This is a genomic window from Amycolatopsis sp. lyj-84, from assembly GCF_046549075.1.
Classification (GTDB): Bacteria; Actinomycetota; Actinomycetes; order Mycobacteriales; family Pseudonocardiaceae; genus Amycolatopsis.
Window position 1 is genome coordinate 69,965 of the sequence record NZ_JAJPWO010000012.1, and the last position, 19,207, is coordinate 89,171.

At 69.9% G+C, this 19,207-nt stretch carries 15 protein-coding genes; 9 read left to right on the forward strand and 6 right to left on the reverse strand.

The features are described from left to right. Positions 1-8 precede the first annotated feature (8 nt). Genes ACLJRM_RS31525 through ACLJRM_RS31555 form a run of 7 tightly spaced genes read left to right on the forward strand, consistent with a single transcriptional unit; the run spans position 9 to position 8,880 of the window. Positions 9-1,580 carry a condensation domain-containing protein gene (locus ACLJRM_RS31525; RefSeq protein WP_410665123.1) on the forward strand — a complete coding sequence of 524 codons (1,572 nt, stop codon included), beginning with the start codon at positions 9-11 and terminating at the stop codon, positions 1,578-1,580. Further along, on the forward strand, positions 1,577-2,938 hold the full coding sequence (glyA, locus tag ACLJRM_RS31530; RefSeq protein WP_101607082.1) for a serine hydroxymethyltransferase: 1,362 nt from the start codon (positions 1,577-1,579) through the stop codon (positions 2,936-2,938). The genes ACLJRM_RS31525 and glyA overlap by 4 nt, the downstream gene beginning before the upstream one ends. Continuing rightward, complete coding sequence (locus tag ACLJRM_RS31535; RefSeq protein WP_410665124.1) at positions 2,938-3,654, forward strand: hypothetical protein; 717 nt, start codon at positions 2,938-2,940, stop codon at positions 3,652-3,654. Before glyA ends, ACLJRM_RS31535 begins: the two co-directional genes overlap by 1 nt. Beyond that, entirely contained in the window at positions 3,651-5,465 is a 1,815-nt protein-coding gene (locus ACLJRM_RS31540) for an amino acid adenylation domain-containing protein (protein ID WP_410665125.1), read from the forward strand. The genes ACLJRM_RS31535 and ACLJRM_RS31540 overlap by 4 nt, the downstream gene beginning before the upstream one ends. Continuing rightward, positions 5,462-6,760, forward strand: a complete 1,299-nt coding sequence (locus ACLJRM_RS31545; RefSeq protein ID WP_101607080.1) for a cytochrome P450 — start codon at positions 5,462-5,464, stop codon at positions 6,758-6,760. The genes ACLJRM_RS31540 and ACLJRM_RS31545 overlap by 4 nt, the downstream gene beginning before the upstream one ends. A gap of 30 nt (positions 6,761-6,790) precedes the next feature. After that, positions 6,791-7,585 carry a thioesterase II family protein gene (locus ACLJRM_RS31550; protein WP_410598237.1) on the forward strand — a complete coding sequence of 265 codons (795 nt, stop codon included), beginning with the start codon at positions 6,791-6,793 and terminating at the stop codon, positions 7,583-7,585. Beyond that, a complete protein-coding gene (locus tag ACLJRM_RS31555) occupies positions 7,582-8,880 on the forward strand; it encodes an MFS transporter (RefSeq protein ID WP_410665126.1) in 1,299 nt (432 codons plus the stop codon). The genes ACLJRM_RS31550 and ACLJRM_RS31555 overlap by 4 nt, the downstream gene beginning before the upstream one ends. A 575-nt stretch (positions 8,881-9,455) precedes the next feature. On the opposite strand, the gene ACLJRM_RS31560 is transcribed toward ACLJRM_RS31555, so the two are convergent. From ACLJRM_RS31560 to ACLJRM_RS31585, 6 genes are all read right to left on the reverse strand, one after another. Next, on the reverse strand, positions 9,456-10,088 hold the full coding sequence (locus tag ACLJRM_RS31560; protein WP_410665127.1) for a hypothetical protein: 633 nt from the start codon (positions 10,086-10,088) through the stop codon (positions 9,456-9,458). A gap of 141 nt (positions 10,089-10,229) precedes the next feature. Then, positions 10,230-11,228, reverse strand: coding sequence for a 2,3-diaminopropionate biosynthesis protein SbnB (sbnB, locus tag ACLJRM_RS31565; protein WP_101607077.1), 999 nt, complete (start codon positions 11,226-11,228; stop codon positions 10,230-10,232). 60 nt (positions 11,229-11,288) lie between these two features. Beyond that, on the reverse strand, positions 11,289-13,529 hold the full coding sequence (locus ACLJRM_RS31570) for a lantibiotic dehydratase (protein WP_410665128.1): 2,241 nt from the start codon (positions 13,527-13,529) through the stop codon (positions 11,289-11,291). 20 nt (positions 13,530-13,549) lie between these two features. Then, positions 13,550-14,479 (reverse strand): threonine/serine dehydratase, encoded by a 930-nt coding sequence (locus ACLJRM_RS31575; RefSeq protein WP_410665129.1) that lies wholly within the window; start codon positions 14,477-14,479, stop codon positions 13,550-13,552. Continuing rightward, positions 14,476-16,773, reverse strand: a complete 2,298-nt coding sequence (locus ACLJRM_RS31580; RefSeq protein WP_410665130.1) for a lantibiotic dehydratase — start codon at positions 16,771-16,773, stop codon at positions 14,476-14,478. Before ACLJRM_RS31580 ends, ACLJRM_RS31575 begins: the two co-directional genes overlap by 4 nt. Next, positions 16,766-17,716, reverse strand: a complete 951-nt coding sequence (locus ACLJRM_RS31585; protein WP_101607074.1) for an ornithine carbamoyltransferase — start codon at positions 17,714-17,716, stop codon at positions 16,766-16,768. Before ACLJRM_RS31585 ends, ACLJRM_RS31580 begins: the two co-directional genes overlap by 8 nt. Before the next feature lie 257 nt (positions 17,717-17,973). On the opposite strand from ACLJRM_RS31585, the gene ACLJRM_RS31590 reads away from it, so the two are divergent. Both ACLJRM_RS31590 and ACLJRM_RS31595 read left to right on the forward strand, forming a co-directional pair. After that, positions 17,974-18,594, forward strand: coding sequence for a response regulator transcription factor (locus tag ACLJRM_RS31590; RefSeq protein WP_168214294.1), 621 nt, complete (start codon positions 17,974-17,976; stop codon positions 18,592-18,594). Then, positions 18,591-19,181 carry a response regulator transcription factor gene (locus ACLJRM_RS31595; protein WP_101607072.1) on the forward strand — a complete coding sequence of 197 codons (591 nt, stop codon included), beginning with the start codon at positions 18,591-18,593 and terminating at the stop codon, positions 19,179-19,181. Before ACLJRM_RS31590 ends, ACLJRM_RS31595 begins: the two co-directional genes overlap by 4 nt. Positions 19,182-19,207: the final 26 nt, after the last annotated feature.

The following is a 19,207-nucleotide window of genomic DNA, read 5'->3' on the forward strand; positions in this document are numbered from 1 at the left end:
AGAAGACGATGACTGACACCACCGGCCACGCCGAGGACGCGCTGGCCGAGATCTGGCGGGACGTGCTCGGTATCGAGCGGGTCGACGGCGACGCGGACTTCTTCGCCCTCGGCGGTGATTCCCTGCTCGCGCTGAAGGTCATCGGGGCGGCGGCCGAGCGGGGGATGCACCTCACCCTGGTCGACCTGTTCCGGAACCCGACCGTGCGCGGGATGTGTTCGGCGCTGGGTGCCGAACCTGAGGACGACACGGCCGAGTTGCTCTCCCCCGAAGACCTGGCTCTCGCCCCGGCGAGCGCGGAGCGGGTCCACCCGGCCACCCGGCTCCAGCTCGGCCTGATCTACGAATCCCTGCTCAGCGGCGGAGAGCTCTACCACGAGGTGGTGTCGCGGGTGGTCGACCGCCCGCTCGTCGAGGAAACCCTCGCGAAGGCACTCGCCACCGTGTCGGCACGCCATCCCGCGCTGCGCTCCGGATTCGACCTGGTGTCGTTCAGCGAAGCGATGCAGGTGGTCGAAAAGCAGGCCACGATCCCGCTCGAGGTCGCCGACCACCGGGGCCTGGCCGAGGACGCCGTCGCCGACCGGCACGAGCAGGTCATGGCGTCACTGGGGCAACCGTTCGATCCGGAGACGGCACCGCTGATCCGCGTGCACGCCGCCGCGCTCGACGACCGTTCTTTCCGGTTCTCCCACGCGTTCCACCACGCGATCATGGACGGCTGGAGCGAATCGCTGTTCGTCAGTGAAGTGGTCCGCGTGTACGCCGCCCTGCTCGACGGCGGCAGCGTGGATCTGGGCACGCCCGCCCCCGCCGAGGACTACGTCCGGCTCGAGCGCGCCGCGCTGCGCGACACGGACGCGCGGGCCTACTTCGAAGGCCTCCGGCCGCATCTGGGCGCGGAACCGCCGTCGGCCACCCCCGACTTCCGCAAGATCGGTTTCGTCCTGCCGTCCGACCTCACCGCGGCGCTGACGAAACGCTCGGCGTCATGGGGAGTGCCCCTGAAATCGCTGATGCTGGTGACCCACGCCGCCGCGGTCGCGTCCCTCACCGGGAACCCGGCGCCGGTGATCGGGATACCGGTCAGCGGCAGGCCGGAGGTGACGGGTGCGGACCTGACCATCGGGCTGTTCCTCAACTATCTCCCGTTGCGCCTGCCGGTCACGGACGGCACCTGGCGGGAGGCCGCGGATTCGGCGCTGGCCGCCGAGAACACGCTGCTCCCGTACCGGCGCTTCCCGGATTCCGAGGTACGCAAGCTGCTCGGCCGCCGTCCGTTCGACTCGGCCTTCAACTACGTCCACTTCCACGCGCGCGACGGCCTGCTCGAAGCCGGTCTGCTGCGCCCGGAGGAGGACATGCGGGAACGGGCCGAATTCCCGATCCGCATCGAGACGCTGAACGAGCCACGCGCCGGCGGCGTCCACTGCGAAATCACCGTGGATCTCACCCGGCACGGCAACGACGCCCTGGACCGGCTGCGCGACGACCTGCTCACCGCGGCGGACCGGCTCGCCGGTTCTCCCGCTGACTCGGTGTCTCTGCCGGGCGCTGCCTTCGACAGGAGCAAAGCATGACCCTCGCGAACATCGCGGACTTCGCCGACCGGGCCGCCGACGACCCGCACGGCCACCACCGCGCCGATCCGGAGCTGTTCGGCCTGATCGAACGCGAACGCGTCCGCCAGGACGGCACCCTCGCCATGATCGCGGCCGCCAGCGTGGCGGATCCGTCGGTGCTCGCGGCCGCGGGATCCGTGCTCGGGAACACGACCGCGGAGGGCTATCCGGGGGCGCGGTTCCACGCCGGGAGCGCGATCGTCGACGAGATCGAACAGCTGGCCATCGATCGCGCGCAGCGGGTCTTCCACGCCCGGTACGCCAACGTGCAGCCGCATTCGGGCAGCAACGCCAACCAGATCGTCCTGTTCAGCCTGCTCTCCCCCGGCGATGTCGTCCTGGGCATGGCCCTCAACGCCGGCGGGCATCTGACGCACGGCGCGTCCGCGTCGGTCACCGGCCGGTACTTCACCTCCGTCTCCTACGGCACCGACCGCGCCGGCCTGATCGACTACGACCAGGTCGCCACCCTGGCGCGGGAGCACCGGCCGCGGGTGATCGTGTGCGGGGCCAGCTCCTATCCCCGGACCATCGACTACGCCCGGTTCCGGGCGATCGCCGACGAGGTCGGCGCGTATCTGCTCGCGGACATCTCGCATGTGGCCGGGCTGATCGCGGCGGGGCTGCACCCGAGCCCCGTCGACCACGCCCACGTCACCACCACCAGTACGTACAAGCAGCTCTACGGTCCCCGCGGCGGCCTGATCCTGCTCGGCAAGGACGCGGACGCGCCGGTCGCGGCCCGGCGGGGCCGGCCGCTCGCCGACGTCATGCGCAACGCCGTCTTCCCCTACTTCCAGGGCACGCCCGCGTTCGATTCGATCGCGGCCAAGGCCCGCGCGCTCGATCTCGTGCTCACACCCGAATTCCGCGCGCTCGCCCAGCGCATCAGGACCAGCGCCGACGCCCTGGCCGTCGAGCTGATGGGGGCCGGGTACGAGGTGCTCACCGGCGGCACCGACAACCACCTGGTGCTGGTCGACGTCGGCCAGGCCGGGCTGACCGGGGTGATCGCCGAACAGGCGCTGGAGTCGTGCGGCATCGTCGCGAACAAGAACGTGATCGACGGCGACCCGCACGGTCCGCTGGTGACGAGCGGTTTGCGGTTCGGCACGAACATCCTGGCCGCCCGGGGCCTGACCGACGACGCGGTGATCCGCTGTGCCGGGCTGGTCGACCGCGTGCTGTCGGCCGTCCGTCCCGACGGCGACCGGATCTGGCATCTCGACGAAGCGGTCCGCGCCGAAGTCGGTGCCGCCGTCCGCGATCTCTGCGCGGAGTTCCCGCTCCGGCAGGTCCACTGGGGACAGTCCTGATGGACGTCCGGATCGGCGGTGCCTACAACGGGCCCGCGCACAGCGCGAACGGCGGGTACGCGTGCGGCGTGTTCGCCGGGCTGGCCTCGTTCCCGGAGGCGACCCCGCCCGCGGTCACCCTGCACACGCCGCCGCCGCTCCAGACCGATCTCGAGGTCCGGGCGGGGGCCCGGCGCACCCAAGTGTGGCACGGAGAACGGCTGATCGCGACCATCGGCCCCGAAGCCGGGAAGGTCGAGGAAGTCGAACCCGTCACGGTGACGGAGGCGAAGCAGGCGGAATCGGCTTTCGAAGGCTGGGAAGGACATCCGTTCCCCACCTGCTTCGTCTGCGGCGTCGAACGCGCGCCGTCCGGCGGCTTCCCGGTGACCCCCGGCAAGGTCGGCGGCCGCGATCTCGTGGCGTGCACCTGGACCCCCGAAGCGGACGACGACGGCGAAGTACCCATCGCGCTGGTGTGGAGCGTGCTCGACTGCCCCGGCGGCTGGACCGGCGACCCGGTCCGGGAACCGATGGTGCTCGGCCGGATGAGCGCGATCGTCCACAGGAGACCGCTCCCCGGGCGCACCCATGTGATCGTCGGCAGGCTCCGGCGGCGGCACGGCCGCACGGCCAACGTCGGCACCGCGCTCTACGACGAAACGGGCGGACTGCTGGCCAAAGCGGCCTCGGTCTGGATCGCGCTGGATTCCGGCAAGCGGGAAGAGAAGGGATGACCACAGTGTCCACCACATCCACCATGGAGGAACGCACCCTCGACGCCGCGCCCGCGCGGTCCGTCGTCGACGCGTTCGGACAGCAGGCCAGGAAGAACCCGGGAGCCGTCGCTGTCACCGATGGTGCCAGGGTCCTGAGCTACGGCGCACTCGACCAGTCGTCGGCGAAGCTCGCGACCGCACTGCGTGCGGCCGGTGTCGTACCGGGGGATGCCGTCGGCATCGTCCTGCCGCGTTCGGCGGACCTCGTGGTCCTGCTGCTGGCGGTCCTGAAAGCGGGCGCCGCCTACCTCGTCCTCGATCCGCACACCCCGGACTCCCGACGCGACACGATCCTGCGGGACGCGGGCCCCAGGATCGTGATCACGGAAGAACCCGTTGCGGCGCCGGGAAGTTCGTGGACGACGCTGGCCGAGCTGACGGCCCGCGCCGAACACGTCGACGCGACGGAAGCGATCGACGTCGGCGGGGAAGACACCGCCTACATCGCGTACACGTCGGGCTCGACCGGCACGCCGAAGGGCGTGGTCGTCCCGCATCGCGCCGTTCTCCGGCTCGTCCTCGGCGCGCGCTTCCTGCCGGTCGGTCCGGAAGACGTCTTCCTCCAGCTCGCGCCGGCCGCGTTCGACGCGTCGACCCTCGAATTCTGGGGAGCGCTGCTCAACGGCGGCAGGCTCGTCGTCGCACCGGCGGGAGAACTGCGTCCCACCGACGTGACCGCGCTCGTCCGCGAGGAGAAGGTCACCGTCCTCTGGCTGACCGCGGGACTGTTCCACCAGGTGATCGAAGCGGGGTCGCGGGACCTGACCGGACTGCGGATCCTGATCGCGGGTGGCGACGTCCTCTCACCGTCCCATGTGGACAAAGCCATCGAGGCGCTGCCGTCCACCACCGTGCTCAACGGTTACGGCCCGACCGAGAACACGACGTTCACCTGCTGCGCCGTCCTCGACCGGCCGATGGGCGCGCGCAGTGTCCCGATCGGCCACGCCATCACCGGGACGAGGGTGTACCTGCTCGACGAGCACGGCGCCCCGGTCCCGGACGGGGAACTGGGCCAGATCTTCGCCGCCGGCCTCGGTCTCGCGCACGGCTACCTCGGCGCGCCCGCCGCCACCGCGGACCGATTCCTGCCCGATCCCTTCTCCGGTGTCCCCGGCGATCGCATGTACGCGACCGGCGACCTCGGCCGCCGTCTGCCCGACGGGCAGATCGAGTTCGCCGGCCGCAACGACCGGCAGGTCAAGATCCGCGGATTCCGGGTGGAGCCCGCCGAAATCGAGGCCGCGTTGCGGACCCACCCGGAGGTGTACGACGCCGCCGTCCTCGCGCTGCCCTCGGGCACCGGGCACAGTCTGGTCGCCTACTACGCCTGCGACGACACGATCATCACCGCCGGGCTGCGCGCCCATCTCGGGGAAACCCTGCCGCCGTACCTGGTCCCCGGCCGGTTCGTCCGGCTGGACGAACTCCCGCTGACCGCGAACGGGAAGGTCGACCGTGACGCCCTCGCCGGTCTGCCGCTCCCGGAACGCGGAGATCTGAGCACCGACTACCGCGCGCCGGGAACCCCCTTGGAGGCGTGGCTCGCCGAGCTCTGGGCGGATCTGCTCCAGATCGACCGGATCGGCGTCGACGACGACTTCTTCGAGGCGGGCGGGCACTCGCTGGTGGCGGTCCGCCTGACCACGGAGATCAGCGAAGCCCACGACGTCGACGTGCCCACCTACGCGTTCTACGAGAACCCGTCCGTGGCGGAACTCGCCGCTCTGATCGACGGTGAAACCTCGATCGAGAAGGAGCCCCGATGAAGATCAGCGCCGACGACACGGCGGTGGCCCCGCACGAGATCGACGAGGCGGACCTCCACGCGCCGACGCTCTACGGGTCCGGTGATCCGCATCCGGTCTGGACCGCGATGCGCCTGCACTCACCGGTGCACCGCCAGGTGCTGCCCGACGGCCGCTCGTTCTGGTCGGTCACCAAGTACCACGACGTCAACGACGTCCTGCGCGACCACACCCGCTTCACGTCGAACCGGGGCACCCTGCTGTCGATCCTGGGCGGCCGCGATCCGGCGGGCGGCAAGATGATGGCGGCCAGCGATCCGCCCGTGCACACGTCGATGCGGCGGCCGATGATGGACATGCTTTCGGCACGGGCCCTGCGGCCGATGGTCCCGAAGGTCCGGCGGGTCGTCAATCGCATGATCGCGCCGCTCGCGACGGGTTCGTGGAACCTCGCCCGTTCCGCCGCCGACTTCCCGATGGCGTTCACCGGGACACTGATGGGGCTCCCCGAAGCCGACTGGCCGCGGCTCACCCGCCTGACCACGATGGCGGTCGCCCCGGACGACCCGGAATTCCGCCAGGGCAAGGGCGGCGGCACGCTGGCTTCGGCGCACCACGAACTGTTCTCGTACTTCTCGGGCGAGGTCCGGCGCCGGGCTGGCGAACCGGGTGACGACCTCGTGGGCGCGCTGATGCGGATGAGCGTCGGCGGCCGCGCCTTCCGGCACGACGAGATCGTCTACAACTGCTACAGCCTGCTGCTCGGCGCGAACGTCACCACGCCGCACGCGGTCGCGGGAACGGTGCTGGCCCTCATCGAGCACCCCGAGGAGTACCGGCGGGTGGCCGACGACCCCAGGCTGGTGACCAGTGCCGTGGAAGAAGGGCTGCGCTGGTCGTCACCGGCGAACCACTTCATGCGCTATGTCGTGCAGCCCACGGAGATCCGGGGCGTGGAACTGCGGCGCGGTGACGCCGTCGTGGCGTGGCTCGGCTCGGCCAACCGGGACGAAGAGGTGTTCGCCGACCCGTTCCGTTTCGACGTCGCCCGCTCCCCCAACCGGCACGTCGCCTTCGGTTTCGGACCGCACTACTGCATCGGCGCTCCCCTCGCGCGGATCGCGCTGCGCCTGCTGTTCGAGGAGATCGTCGGGAAGGTCGCGGAGTTCCGGCTAGACACGCCGGTCGAACACCTCACGTCCAATTTCGTCGCGGGCATCAAGGACATGCGCGTCTCCGCCCGGTTGCGTCAAGGCGCCGAAGAAGAACTGGAGGAAGCGATCGCGGCCGACGGGCCGATTCCAGCAACCCGGTGATCCTCCCTTCGCTCTCATTCCGAGGTGGTCATGTCTTCCCCGAGTCCAGCCAAGCCGCAACGCGTCCTGTTGCGCAAACCCCGAGCCGATTCGGCCGCTCGCCTGTTCTGTTTCCCCTATTCGGGCGTCGGCGCTTCGATGTACAACCGCTGGCCCGCGTTCGCCGGTCCCGCCGAAATCTGTTTCGTGCAGCCACCCGGACGGGAGAACCGCATCAAGGAACCGCACTACGGCACCTATGAGGAGCTGGCCGGGCAGCTGGCGGACCAGCTGCTGCCGTATTTCGATCGCCCGTTCGGCTTCTTCGGGCACTGCGGCGGCGCCCTACCCGGTTTCGCGCTGGCCCTGCATCTGTGGGAACGTGGCCTGCCCACGCCGGACCGGTTGTTCCTCTCGTCCCAGGTCTCCCCGCACGACGGCCCGTTCGGCCGGTTCCTCGAATTGACCAACGCCGAACTCGCCACCGAACTCACCGCGTTCGTGGGGCAGCTCGGCGGAAACGCCAGTCCTGACATGATCGCGATGGGGTTGCGAGTGCTGCGCAAGGATGTTGATGCGAACAAGGCCTACCACCTGGACACCCCGGTGAAACTGCCGTCGACGATCCACGCGATCGGCTGGAGCGACGACGTCGAGATCCGACCGGAGCAGAGCACCGGCTGGGCCGAGTACGCGGAGCCCGGCCGGTTCCGGCAGGTGGTGCTGGAGGGCGAGCATCACGCGTTCCTCCACGCGCCACCGGCGCTGGTGGACGAGCTGGGCACCGGGATGGCCGAAGCCGTCGCAGGCCGCCGCGTCGTCGCCACGGCGGGAGGGATCGCGTGAGCACTCCCGTCACCACCGCCGTTCCCGCCACGATCCGCCGTCTCCTCGTCGGCCGTTCGCTGTCGTTGCTCGGCACCGCGATGATCCCGACCGCGCTGATCCTGGCGATCATCGAAGCCACCGATTCCGGTACCGCAGTCGGTGTCGTCCTCGCTTGCGAGCTGATCCCCCAGTTGCTCCTGCTGCCGATCGGCGGGGTGATCGCCGACCGCCTGCGCCCGCAGCGGCTCGCGTTCGCCGCCGACGTGGTACGCGGCCTGGTGCAACTGGCCATCGGTGTCGAACTGCTCCTCGGCTCGATGCAGATCCTGCACCTGGCCATCCTCTCGGCCATCGCGGGCGCCGCCATCGCCATCGGCACGCCGACGATGTCGCCGCTGGTCATCGCGACCGTGCCGGAACGCGACCGCCTGCGCGTCAACGGGCAGCTCGGCATGGCCAGAGGGCTGGCACTCGTGGTGGGCCCCGGCGTGGTGGGCCTCCTGATCGTGACCGTGGGCGCGGGCTGGCTGTTCGTCGTCATCGCGGCCGTGTTCTTCGCGGGCGGCGCGCTGCTCGGCGGACTCCGCACCGCTGCCCGTCCCGCCAGGAGCAAGGAAGCCACCTTCGTCCGCGACCTGGTCGAGGGCTGGACCGAGGTCCGCAAGCGCCGGTGGTTCTGGACGAACCTGCTCGGGCACGGCGTTTCGAACCTCACGGCCGGCATCTTCATGACACTCGGGCCGCTGATCGCCATCCGCGTACTGGGCGGCGAGATCTCGTGGGTGATCATCTACCAGTGCGGCATGGTGGGCATGATCATCGGCTCGTTCCTGGCGCCGCGCCTGCCGATCGCCCGGCCACTGATCGCGACCTCACTGGGTGGCGCGGTGTTCGCCCTGCCACTGGCCGCCTTCGCCATCCCCGGTCCGGTGTGGCTGAACGCCGCGGCCTACTTCGTGGCGATGCTCGGCCTGGGCATCCTGAACACGCTCTGGCAGACGGTGATGCAACAGCAGTTCCCGCCGCAAACCCTGGCCAGGGCCGATTCCTACGACGCGCTCCTGTCCTTCGCCGCCCGTCCACTGGGTCTCGCCCTCGCCGCGCCGGTGGCGATGATGACCAGCGAATCGACCGTCCTGATCTTCGCCGCCGTGCTGGTGGGCGGGTTCAACGTCGCGCTGCTCGCCCTGCCGGACGTCCGGCGGATGCCGTTGCGGTCCGCGCCCGAGGCGGCGGTTGCGGTGCCGGTCGAAATGCCGACCACCGCGCAGGCCACCGATACGGAGAAGACGTCGCCGCGGAGCTCTGCCTGACCTGCCTGGTGACCTGCCTCGTGAGTGGTAAGGACGGTTCTGGTGGACCGGTATTTGCCTGCCCACTGGCTCCTGATGTCATCTCGGTGGCTTGTAGACCTTGTTCTGGATGCCGATGTGGGCGAGTGGGGAAGATTTGAGACGTTCAACGTCCCAAATCTTCCCCACTCGGCTGCCGTCCGCGAGACCACGGTCTTGATCAACGGAGGATCGGGGACGTTGAGTGTCCCCGATCCTCCGTTGATCAAGTACCAAGACCGGAGCGACCCCTCGACGATGAAGGAATCGGGACACTCAACGTCCCAATTCCTTCACGGTCGACCGCGCCGCCGCTGACACTTCGCATCTGTGTGGGTCAGGCGTGGTAGGCAAATACCGGTCCGCTCTAACCGTCCCTACCACTCACGAGACTTTAGGGCTCGCTGATCTGGGCCGTCGTGAGAATCCGCGCCAGCCATTCCGGTGTCTCGAAAGCCACTTTCGAGACGTCTGATGTCCCGAAAGTGGCTTTCGCGACATAGACGCTGGGCATCACTCGCACCCGAGAGGCCTGGCTCTGGTGCAGTCCTCGGTGACTACTGGTCCCGCGCGGCCTGGTAAACCCTGCCGCTGTCCGACGAGGTCGCGGTCATCGTGACCGTCCCTCCGGATGCGTGATCACCGGTATAAGGACGGTCCGGACGGCTGATCCACGCGATCGTCGCGGTCCCCTTCACCGCCACTCGTACCCGGCTGTAGGCCGCCGGATCCGCGACCGGGCTGTTGCGCACGACCTCTTCGAAGAACCACCCCGACGTGACCATCGCCAGCACACCCGGCGACTCCGCCAACGCTTGCTTCAGCACGGGCGCGTCCAGCAGCCGGAACGTCAGATCGACCGCCGCACCGGCGACCCCGTGTGCGTCGAAGACCACCTCCCCGGCATGCAACGCGAGGCGCAGCCGGATCTGCTGCTCCACCGGTCGCGTCGCGTTGTGCGCACGCAACTCCGCGGCCACCGCGTGCGGGAACAGCTCCACGAACAGTGATTTGGGCGCCCGGGAAGGAGCCATCACCATGAGACCGTCACCGCGGTCCTCGCGGTGGCACTCGGCCCACGAAATACCCGTGGCGTTTAAGGCGTTCTCCAGCGCGCGGTACATGCCCTTCCGCACCGCGAGCTGTTGCGGTGTGGCCCGCCACCGGTCACCGAATCCCCGTACATCCACCGCCAGCACGGTCCGATGCACAGCTGATCGCGTTCTCATGATTCATGACTAGCAAGAAGTTTCGGCGGGGCTTGTGTCAATTGACGCATTGACCGCCTGGCGGTTCTGCTACCGCTTCCGAGGGGTGTGCCTTCACATACTTCAGCCGGACACGTTGCCCAGGAAGTCCGGAACACGGACACCCAGGCCGAGCTCCCGCGCACGCCGGTGGACGAGGTCCGCGACGGCGAGGTCCAGTACGCCGAGCCCGAACGGCGAGAAGACCGTGAGGGCGTCTGTGCTTCGCTGGTATTCGCCGCCCGCGAGGAGCAACTCCCCGAGCGAGTGGGCGATGAAGTCGCGGTGGCCGACCTGCTGCTCCGCGAGGTGCGGCGACGTCGCGGCCCGGCAGACGTGGTCGGCGTCGTCGACGATGTTGACGCCGGACAGGATCGTCTCCGGCGTGAGGTCGCGCAGGGAGAGGTGCAGGATCAGCGTTCCCGGCCGGCAGTGCGAACCGTCCAGATGCGGGACCGTCGCGCTGGTCGCCAGGGACACCAACGGGTGTGCGGCGAGGGCGTCCTCGACCCTGGTGGCCACGTCGATCTTCACCTCGGGCCACCGGGTGGCGCACTTGACCGCGAAGGCGGCGGCCCGATCCTGGTCGAGGTCGAACAGGGTGACCGAGTCCAGTCCGGCGTCCACGGCCCGCAGGAACGCCAGGACCTCGAAGTTGATCACGCCGCAGCCGATGAGGGTGACCCCGGATCCGCCGGTGCCGAGGGTGGCGGCGGCGACCGCCGCGCTCGCCGCGGTGCGCCGCGCCGAGATGGTCGCTCCCTCGAGGAACACCTCGGGATGGCCGGTCCGCATCGAGTTGAGGATGATGGCCGCCGACGCCCGGTCCAGCGCGGAGTTCACGTTGCCGGGGAACGACGACACCCATTTGACTCCGGCGACCGCGGCCTCGGGCGAGTCCAGGTAGGCGGGCAGCGCGATGATCCGGTTGCGCTCGTCGCCGGGGAATCGCAGGAACACCGAGTGTGGCACGGCCGTCCGGCCTTGGGCGTGCAGGACGTACGCGGAGCGCACCGCGGCCAGCACGTCGTGCTCCGCGCCGTCGAGGATCCGCCGAACGTCGCCATGGGACAGGATCAGCATGCCGCCAAGCCTGGCGGACGGCGATCGCCTTGCGGAGGGAAGAACACGCAGACAAACCGGCTATCCGTTGTGGACGGCGACGAAACGCAGTTCGGCGGTGTAGCGGGAACCCGCGTCGTCGGTCAGCCACACCTGCTCCGGTGACGGCAACATCTCCGTGATCGCCAACCGGCCGCCCGGATCCTGGCGCGCCAATCGCCGAACAGCCTTCGCGAAGACGTTCACATACACCGGAGCGTCGAAGTCCACATAGAACGGACGCGGCTCTCCCGGTGACACCACGAACACAAACCGTGGCAACCCCAACGACTCCCGCCACCGGCGACCCAGCACGAACCGCCGCGACTCCGACTTCTCCGCGGTGAAACCCAAGTCCTCCACCGGAACCGACCACGACTCCCGCGCCACCACCAGCCGGTCCAGCGTCACCCGGGGCGTGTGGTCCGCGTCCGGCATGATCCGGAACAGGTCCATCGCCAGTGTGGTCAGCACGTGACCGAACACGTCGAGCACGTCGAACTCCGTGCTGTCGGGCAACACCGCCACCAGCCGGTCGCCCCGTTCCTCCACCCGGACGTCGGCGCTCAGCACCGTCCGCCCGCGTTTCGGGTCGGCCGTGTGGTCCACGAGGGCGACGTAGTAGTCCTCCGGCCGGTCGAGCGAATAGCGAATCCGGGCGGACAGCCGGGATCTGTGTTCCTTGGGCAGCATCGGGAGCAGGCGCGGGCCGGGGAAGTCGGCCGTGGTCTCGGCGAGCAGTTCGCCGCGCGCCGGATGCTGGTTGACGAACAGCGAGGCGCCGAGAGTGTTCGACGCGACGTGCAGCTCGCCGAGCACCAGCCCGCCGCCGTCGCCGGGGACGACGAACACATCCGGGCTGAGGTAGCGGGCCATGCCCCAGCCGGGAGACGGCTCGCCGAACTCGTCCCGCACCCGTTCCGCGATGTCCACACTGGACACACGGACTCGGCGGGCACCATCGGGGACGTCGAGGATTCTCGCCCACCGTGTGGCCAGCTCGAGACGGAGTGCCGTGGCCTCGGCCACCGCCGAACCGTGCAGGATCGGCATGCACGCGAACCAGAACGCGGCGAGGTCGACCGGACCGGCGGCCGCGAGTCCGGTGTGGACCCTCCGCGCGTGACTCAGCACCGTGTCGGCGAGCCGGGAGGTCAGCCAGGTCGCGCTGGTCATCAGCAGGTCGAGGGGGGCGAGGTCGGCCAGGGTCCCGGTGCCGAGCCGGGACCGCGCCGCCCGGACGGTGTCGGAGTAGACCAGACCGCGGCAGGGTGCGGTGTTGGTGCCTTTGGCGCGAGTGGCCGCCGCGCCGGTCAAGGTCGTGAAGACGGTCTCCAGCGCGCCCAATTCGTCCGGCAGCTCAGCGGACGCCGCCGCCCCGACCCGCTCGCGACCGCGCTCCAGCTCGTCCAGCCGGGCGAGCCAGTGCTCTCGGAACTCGGTGTCTCCGACGGACTCCAGCCAGGCCCGCAGATGTCGCTCGGGGTGCGCGCCCGCCGGGATGTCCAACCGCCAAACGATCCATCGGCGCAGCACCAACTCCTCCAGCAAGGAGGCCACTGTGGGGCCCAGATCTTCCTGGATCGCCTGTGCGGTCCGGACTCCGTCGCAGTGGTCGAGCACCCGGCCGAGCCCCGGCGGGATCTCCTGCGGTGGCCGGCCGGGGAGGTGCGCCAGGCCGCCGGAAATCCGCACGAACGGCACCCGGCGCGGCGCCACCCAGTTCCGCGATCGCGGATCGGCGCTGATCGCCTGGGCCACCGCGTCGATCGCCCAGCTGGCGAAGTAGACGTTCGAAGCCGTGATCAGCCCGGAGCCCGGCTCGACGGCGACGCCCTCGACAGACTCGTCCCACCGGCCCCATCCCACCGGGCCGAAGAAGCCGATCGTGTCGTTCTTCACGCAGAACCGTTGCCAGTACTGCGCCACCAGCTCCTCGCGCTGCCTCGGTTTGCTGGTGCGGCCCGCCACCGACGGCTCCCAGGCCAGGAAGGATTCGACACCGGTTCGCCAGATCGTCGAATTCTGCCACTCGACCGCGTCCCGGAATTTCGGCGCGGACGCGATCGCCTGGAGTTCCACGGCTGTTTCCACGGCCGAGGCGGCGAACTGCTTGTCGAACACGTCCCACGCCGGGCCGGACAGCCGCGCGCCCGCGTCGAACTGGTCCGCGGCGGTCGCCAGTCCTTCCGGCGCCAGCCGCAGCACACCCGCGGCGGGGAAACCCGCGCCACGGACCGCGAACTGGTCCCACAGCCGCCACTTTCCGCTCAACCACACCATGTCGGCAACGCTCCTCGCGGCTATCGGGGATCAACGGCGCGGAAGCGCCTCGGCGTGTTCCCACCGGACACGATGACGACGGCCCGGCCGGTGAACCCGGTCCGCAAAGCTCCGGCGAGGGCGACACTCCCGCTCGGTTCCGCCTCGACGCCGTTGCGGTGCAACAGGTCCATCGCCGCCAGGATCGCCTCGTCGGTGACCTCGATCATCTCGTCGACCCGGCGCCGGATGATCGGGAACGGGATCGCGCCCGGCCGCTGGCCACGCAGCCCGTCGGCCACCGTGTCGGACGGCGGCACCTCGACCGGGCATCCGGCCGCCAGCGAACGGGCGTAACGCCGCGCCGCCACCGGCTCCACCCCGATGATCCGCGGTGTCCCGCGCGTTCCCTCGGCGGCCAGGCACACACCGGCCAGCAGACCGCCTCCGCCGGTCGGCACGAAGATCGCGTCGAGGTCCGGTATCGCCTCGAAGACCTCCAGCCCCACGGTGCCCGCGCCGGCGACCACCAGCCCGTGGTCCGAGGACGGCACGAACACCGCACCGGTGCGGTCGGCGAGATCTCGCGCGTGCTGATCCCGTTGGGCCACCCCGCCGGGAACTTCGACCACCTGGGCACCGAGCCTGCCGATGGCGGCCGCCTTGTCGGCCCGCGCTCCCCCCGCGACGACGACCGTCACCCCCACGCCCAGTTCCGCGCCGAGCCGCGCGACCGCGATCCCGTGGTTGCCCGACGAGCCGGTCACGACGTGGGTGGCGGCCAGGTCGAGCATGGCGTTCGCCGCGCCACGGGTCTTGAACGAGCCGCCCAGCTGCAGATGCTCGGCCTTGAGCAGGATGTGCGGCAGGCCGTCCAGCGGCAGCAACGGGGTACGTCGGATCCGGCCCTCGGTCCGCCGCGCCGCCGCCAGTACGTCGGCGGCGCCGAGCCGGGGCGCTCTGACGATCATCGGGCGGACTGGTCGACCGCGACGAAGCGTAGTTCGGAGGTGTAGCGGTTCCCCACGTCGTCGGTCAGCCACACCTGCTCCGGCGACGGCAGCATTTCCGTGATCACCAGCCGGCCGCCCGGATCCTGCCGTGCCAACCGTCGAACAGCCTTCGCGAAGATGTTGACGTACACCGGCGCGTCGAAGTCCACATAGAACGGACGAGGCTCCCCTGGCGAGACGACGAAAACGAAACGCGGCAATCCCAGCGACTCCCGCCACCGACGGCCCAGCACGAACCTCCGTGCCTCGGACTTCTCCGAAACGAAGTCCATCTCCTCCACCGGGATCGACCACGACTCGCGCGCCACCACCAGCCGGTCCACCGTCACCCGGGGCGAGTGGCCCGCGAGCGGCCGCAGGGAGAACCGGTCCATGACCCGGTTGGTCATCGCGTTGCTGAACACGTCCAGCAGGTCGAACTCCGCGCTGTCGGGCAGCACGGCCACCAGCCGGTCGCCCCGTTCTTCGACCAGGACGTCGGCACTGAGCACCGTCCTGCCCCGTTCCGGATCGACCGTGTGGTCCACCAGGGCCACGTAGTAGTCCTCGGGCCGGTCCAGGGAGATCCGGCTGCGCGCCGACCACCGCGGCGGCTGTTCCTTGGGCAGCATCGGCAACAGGCGCGGGCCCGGGAAGTCGGTCGCGGTCTCGGCGAGCAGCCGTCCGGCGTCCGGATGCTGCATCACCCACAGGGACGTGCTGGCGGTGTTCATCGCGACGTGCAGTTCGCCGAGGACCAGCTCGAAATCCCCGCGTGCCACCGCGTCGGCGTCGTCGGCGACGACCATCACGTCCGGGCTGACGTACCGGGACTGCGGCCAGCCAGGGCCGGTTTCCCCGAACTCCTCCCGCACCCGGTCAGCGATGTCCACACTGGACAGACGGACGCGCCGGGCGTCCTCGGGGACGTTCAGGATCCGCGCCCAGCGCTCTCTCAGCTCGGTCTGGATCCGGTCGATGTCGGCGATCGACCCGCCGTGCGGGGCGGGCAGGCACTCCATCCACAACGACGCGAGATCCACGCTGCCGTGCCGGTCGCGCAGGCGCTCGTAGGCCTCCCGGACGCGGCGCCCGACGGCCTCTCCGAATCGGCCGGCCAGCCAGCGGGCGGCGGTGAGGCACAGGCCCAGCGGGGTCAGCTCGTCGCGGATCGCGGCGCCGATCCGGACCGTGGCGGACCGGCGGCAGTCGGCGTAGATGAGCGCCCGGCACGGTGCGGTCCGCGTGCCCTTGGCGCGTTGCGCCGCGACCTGGGTCAGCTCCTCGAACTCGGTTTCCAGCTCGGAGAACGCCGCCGAGAGAGCGTTGGCGTCGACGCCTGCCGCCTGGATCCGGTCCCGGCCGCGTTCGAGTACCGCCACCTTGGCCAGCGCGTCCTGACGCAGGCCGGGATCCGAAACCCGCTCCAGCACGGTCCGCAGGTAGCGTTCGGGATACGCGCAGGTCGGCACCTCCAGCCGCCACACGATCAGCCGTCGCCGCACCAGGTCGTCCAAGAGGGACACGACCGCGTCTTCGGTCGCCCCGAGGTCCGCCGCGAGCTCCGCCGGACGTCGGACACCGTCGCAGCGCGAGAGAATCTCCCGTTCGAGCGGCTCGAGCCGTTGCGGAGGCCGCCCGGGCATCCCCGCCTGGTCCCCGGTGATCCGGACGAAGGACACCCGGCGCGGCGCGATCCAGGCCCGCAGCCGCGGATCGGTGCCGACCGTGCGGGCGACCGCGTCGACGGCCCAGCTCGAGAAGTAGATGTTCGACTCGGCGACCAGACCGGAACCCGGCTCGACGACGACGCCGTCCACCGTCTCGTCCCACTTGCCCCATCCCACCGGGCCGAAGAAGCCGATCGTGTCGTTCTTCACGCAGAACCGTTGCCAGTAGTGCGCGACCAGCTCCTCGCGTTCACGCCGCTTGCTGGTGCGTCCCTCCGCCGAAGGATCCCAGCCGAGGAACAAGCCGATACCCCGCTGCAGCAGGGCCGGGTTCTGCCAGGCCACCGCGGCCCGGAAGGCCGGTTGCGCGGCGATCTCCTGCAGTTCCTTGACGTTGTTCACCATCGCGTCCGCGAACAGTTCCTCGAACGCGAGCCACTCGGGACCGGTGAGCCCGGCGCCCCCGGCGAACTTGTCCGCCGCCTCGGCGAGCCCGAGCGGCGCCAGCCGCAGCACCCCGGAGGCGGGGAATCCGGTGCCACGCAAGGCGAACTCGTTCCACAACCGCCATTCGCCGCCCGACAGCAGGACTTCGTCAGCCACGGCCCACCGGATCTCCACCGGTTCCGCACCATTCGAGGACGGCGCGAGCACTGTGGTACTTGTTCTCCGCCTGCTGGAACGCGAGGCTCGCGGGTCCGTCGAGGACCTCCGCGGTGACCTCCTCGCCGCGGTGCGCGGGCAGGTCGTGCAGGAAGACCTCGGCGCCGGTCTCGGCCATCACCTTGGCGTCCACCTGGAACGGGGCGAACACCTCGCGCCAGTCCTCGGTGTGTTTGACCGTTCCCGTGGTCTGCCATCGCGTGGTATAGACCACGTCGACCGTCGGCAGGGCGGTCATGTCGTGCCGCTCCTCCACCAGCGCGCCGCTGCGCCTGGCGTGGACCGCGGCCCGGTCCAGGAACCGTTGATCGAGGCCGTAATCCGGCGGCGTCCGCAGATACAGCTTCGTGCCGGCGTACCGGGACAGCGCCAGGGCCAACGCCGACGCGGTGTTGTTGCCCTCGCCGACGTAGAGCACGCGCAGGCCTTCGACCCGGCCGAACCGCTGGGTGAGCGTGGTGAGGTCGGCGAGTGCCTGGGTGGGATGTTCCTCCGCGCACATCGCGTTGATCACGGCCATCCGCCGGTTCACCGCGTACGCGCGAAGCTCGGCCTCTCCTCCGGCCGTCCGCACCACGAGCAGATCGAGCATGCCCGACAGCACGGCGGCAGTGTCCTCGATGGTCTCACCGGTGTTCTCCTGAAGGTCGCCGGGACCGTAGGTGATCAGCCGGGCGCCGAGCCGGAGGGCTCCGGCGGAGAACGAAGTCCGCGTCCTGGTCGAGGTTTTGCGGAACAAAATACCCGCGACCAAATCTCGCAACGGGCGCTCGTCTGTTCGGCGGCCGAGCGTGTGCTCGATCCCGCGGCCGACGATCCAGTGCAGGTCGGCGTCGTCGAGGTCCTCGAGTGAGATCAGGTGGCGGCGTGCCGGGTCGGCCATGGCTACCTCCGAAGTGTGCTCGCCACAGCCTGCTGCCGGGGGTGATGGGACGGCAGGGAAAGAGCGGCAGGATCGGTGCGGGCACCGGTTGCGCGTTTGTCCCTGCTTCTACGAACAGTTCCGTGACAACGGTGAAATTCACGCCAAGTGCGAAAAACAGCACAGTAAAAGTTCTCGATTTTCATACGTAGCGAGGAAGACAACCGCCTCCTTCCCGATGAGACTGGACGCCGGTCGAATGGGGAAGGGAAGTTGGCATGGGAGAGCCCGCAAGGGTCAGTGTGGACGCGGCCGATCCGGTACTCGAGGCGGGGATCGGCTGCACACTGAACGGGAGTCCGGAACTCACGGTCGTGACGAACGGCGAGGAAGCGGACGCCACGGTCGTGGTCGTCGATCTCGTGGACGAGAAGGTGCTCGACGTCGTGCACACCATCAGGAACCAGGCCCACCGGCCCGAGGTCGTCCTGCTGGCCACCGAACTGTCGCCGGGCGACGCGCTGCAAGCGATCGCGGCGGGCGCGCACGGCCTGCTGCGCCGGAGGGAGGCCAGCGCGAGCCGGCTCTCCCGCGCCGTCCTCGCCGCCGTCGTCGGCGACTGCACCATGCCACCGGACCTGATCGACCGGGTTCTCGAACAGGGAATGGAAAACCAGACGCCGGTCGCGCCGCAGGCGTGGGCACGTGCGGGGCTCAGCGAACGCGAGCACGCGGTGCTGCGCCTGGTCGCCGAGGGTTACGAGACCGACGAGATCGCCCGGCGGCTGTCGTACTCGGCGCGTACGGTGACGGCGGTCGTGCACGACATCACCCAGCGTTTCCGGCTGCGCAACCGCGCGCACGCCGTCGCCTACGCACTCCGGGCCAGGCTGCTGTGATCAGTGTGCAGGTGACCGCGGCGGGCGCCGCGGTCAGGGAAGCCGTGGTCGGCAAGCTGAGACAGGCGGGAATCCTCGTCACGGCCACGACGGGCACCGTGGTGGTGGCCGCCGGCGGCACGATCGACGAAGCGCTGACCACCTGTCCCCCCACGCTTCGTACGCGGGGCCAGCGGTTGATCGTCGCCGCCGACACGCTCAACCCGGCCGGTGTGCTGCATGCGGTCCGGGCGGGTGCGCGGATCCTGTTGCAGACCCCCGAAACGACGCCGGACCAGTTCGGTGCCGCCGTGCATTCGGCCGTACACGGGGAGAGCCGGGTGCCGTATGGGGTACTGGTCCGTTTGCTCAGCGGTGGCGCCGAACTGTCGATGCCGATCGGCGACCCCCTGGCCGCACCGCTCACGGAGCGACAGCTGACGGTGCTCACCCTGGTGGCGGACGGGCACGGCAACGCCGACATCGCGCGCGAGCTGTCCTGTTCCGAGCACACCGTGAAGAACGTCATCTACGAGCTGATGGCGCGGCTTCAGGTACGCAACCGGGCCCACGCGGTCGCCCACGCGGTCCGTGCCGGGCTGATCTGACGGCACCTATAAGGCTGCGTCCGATG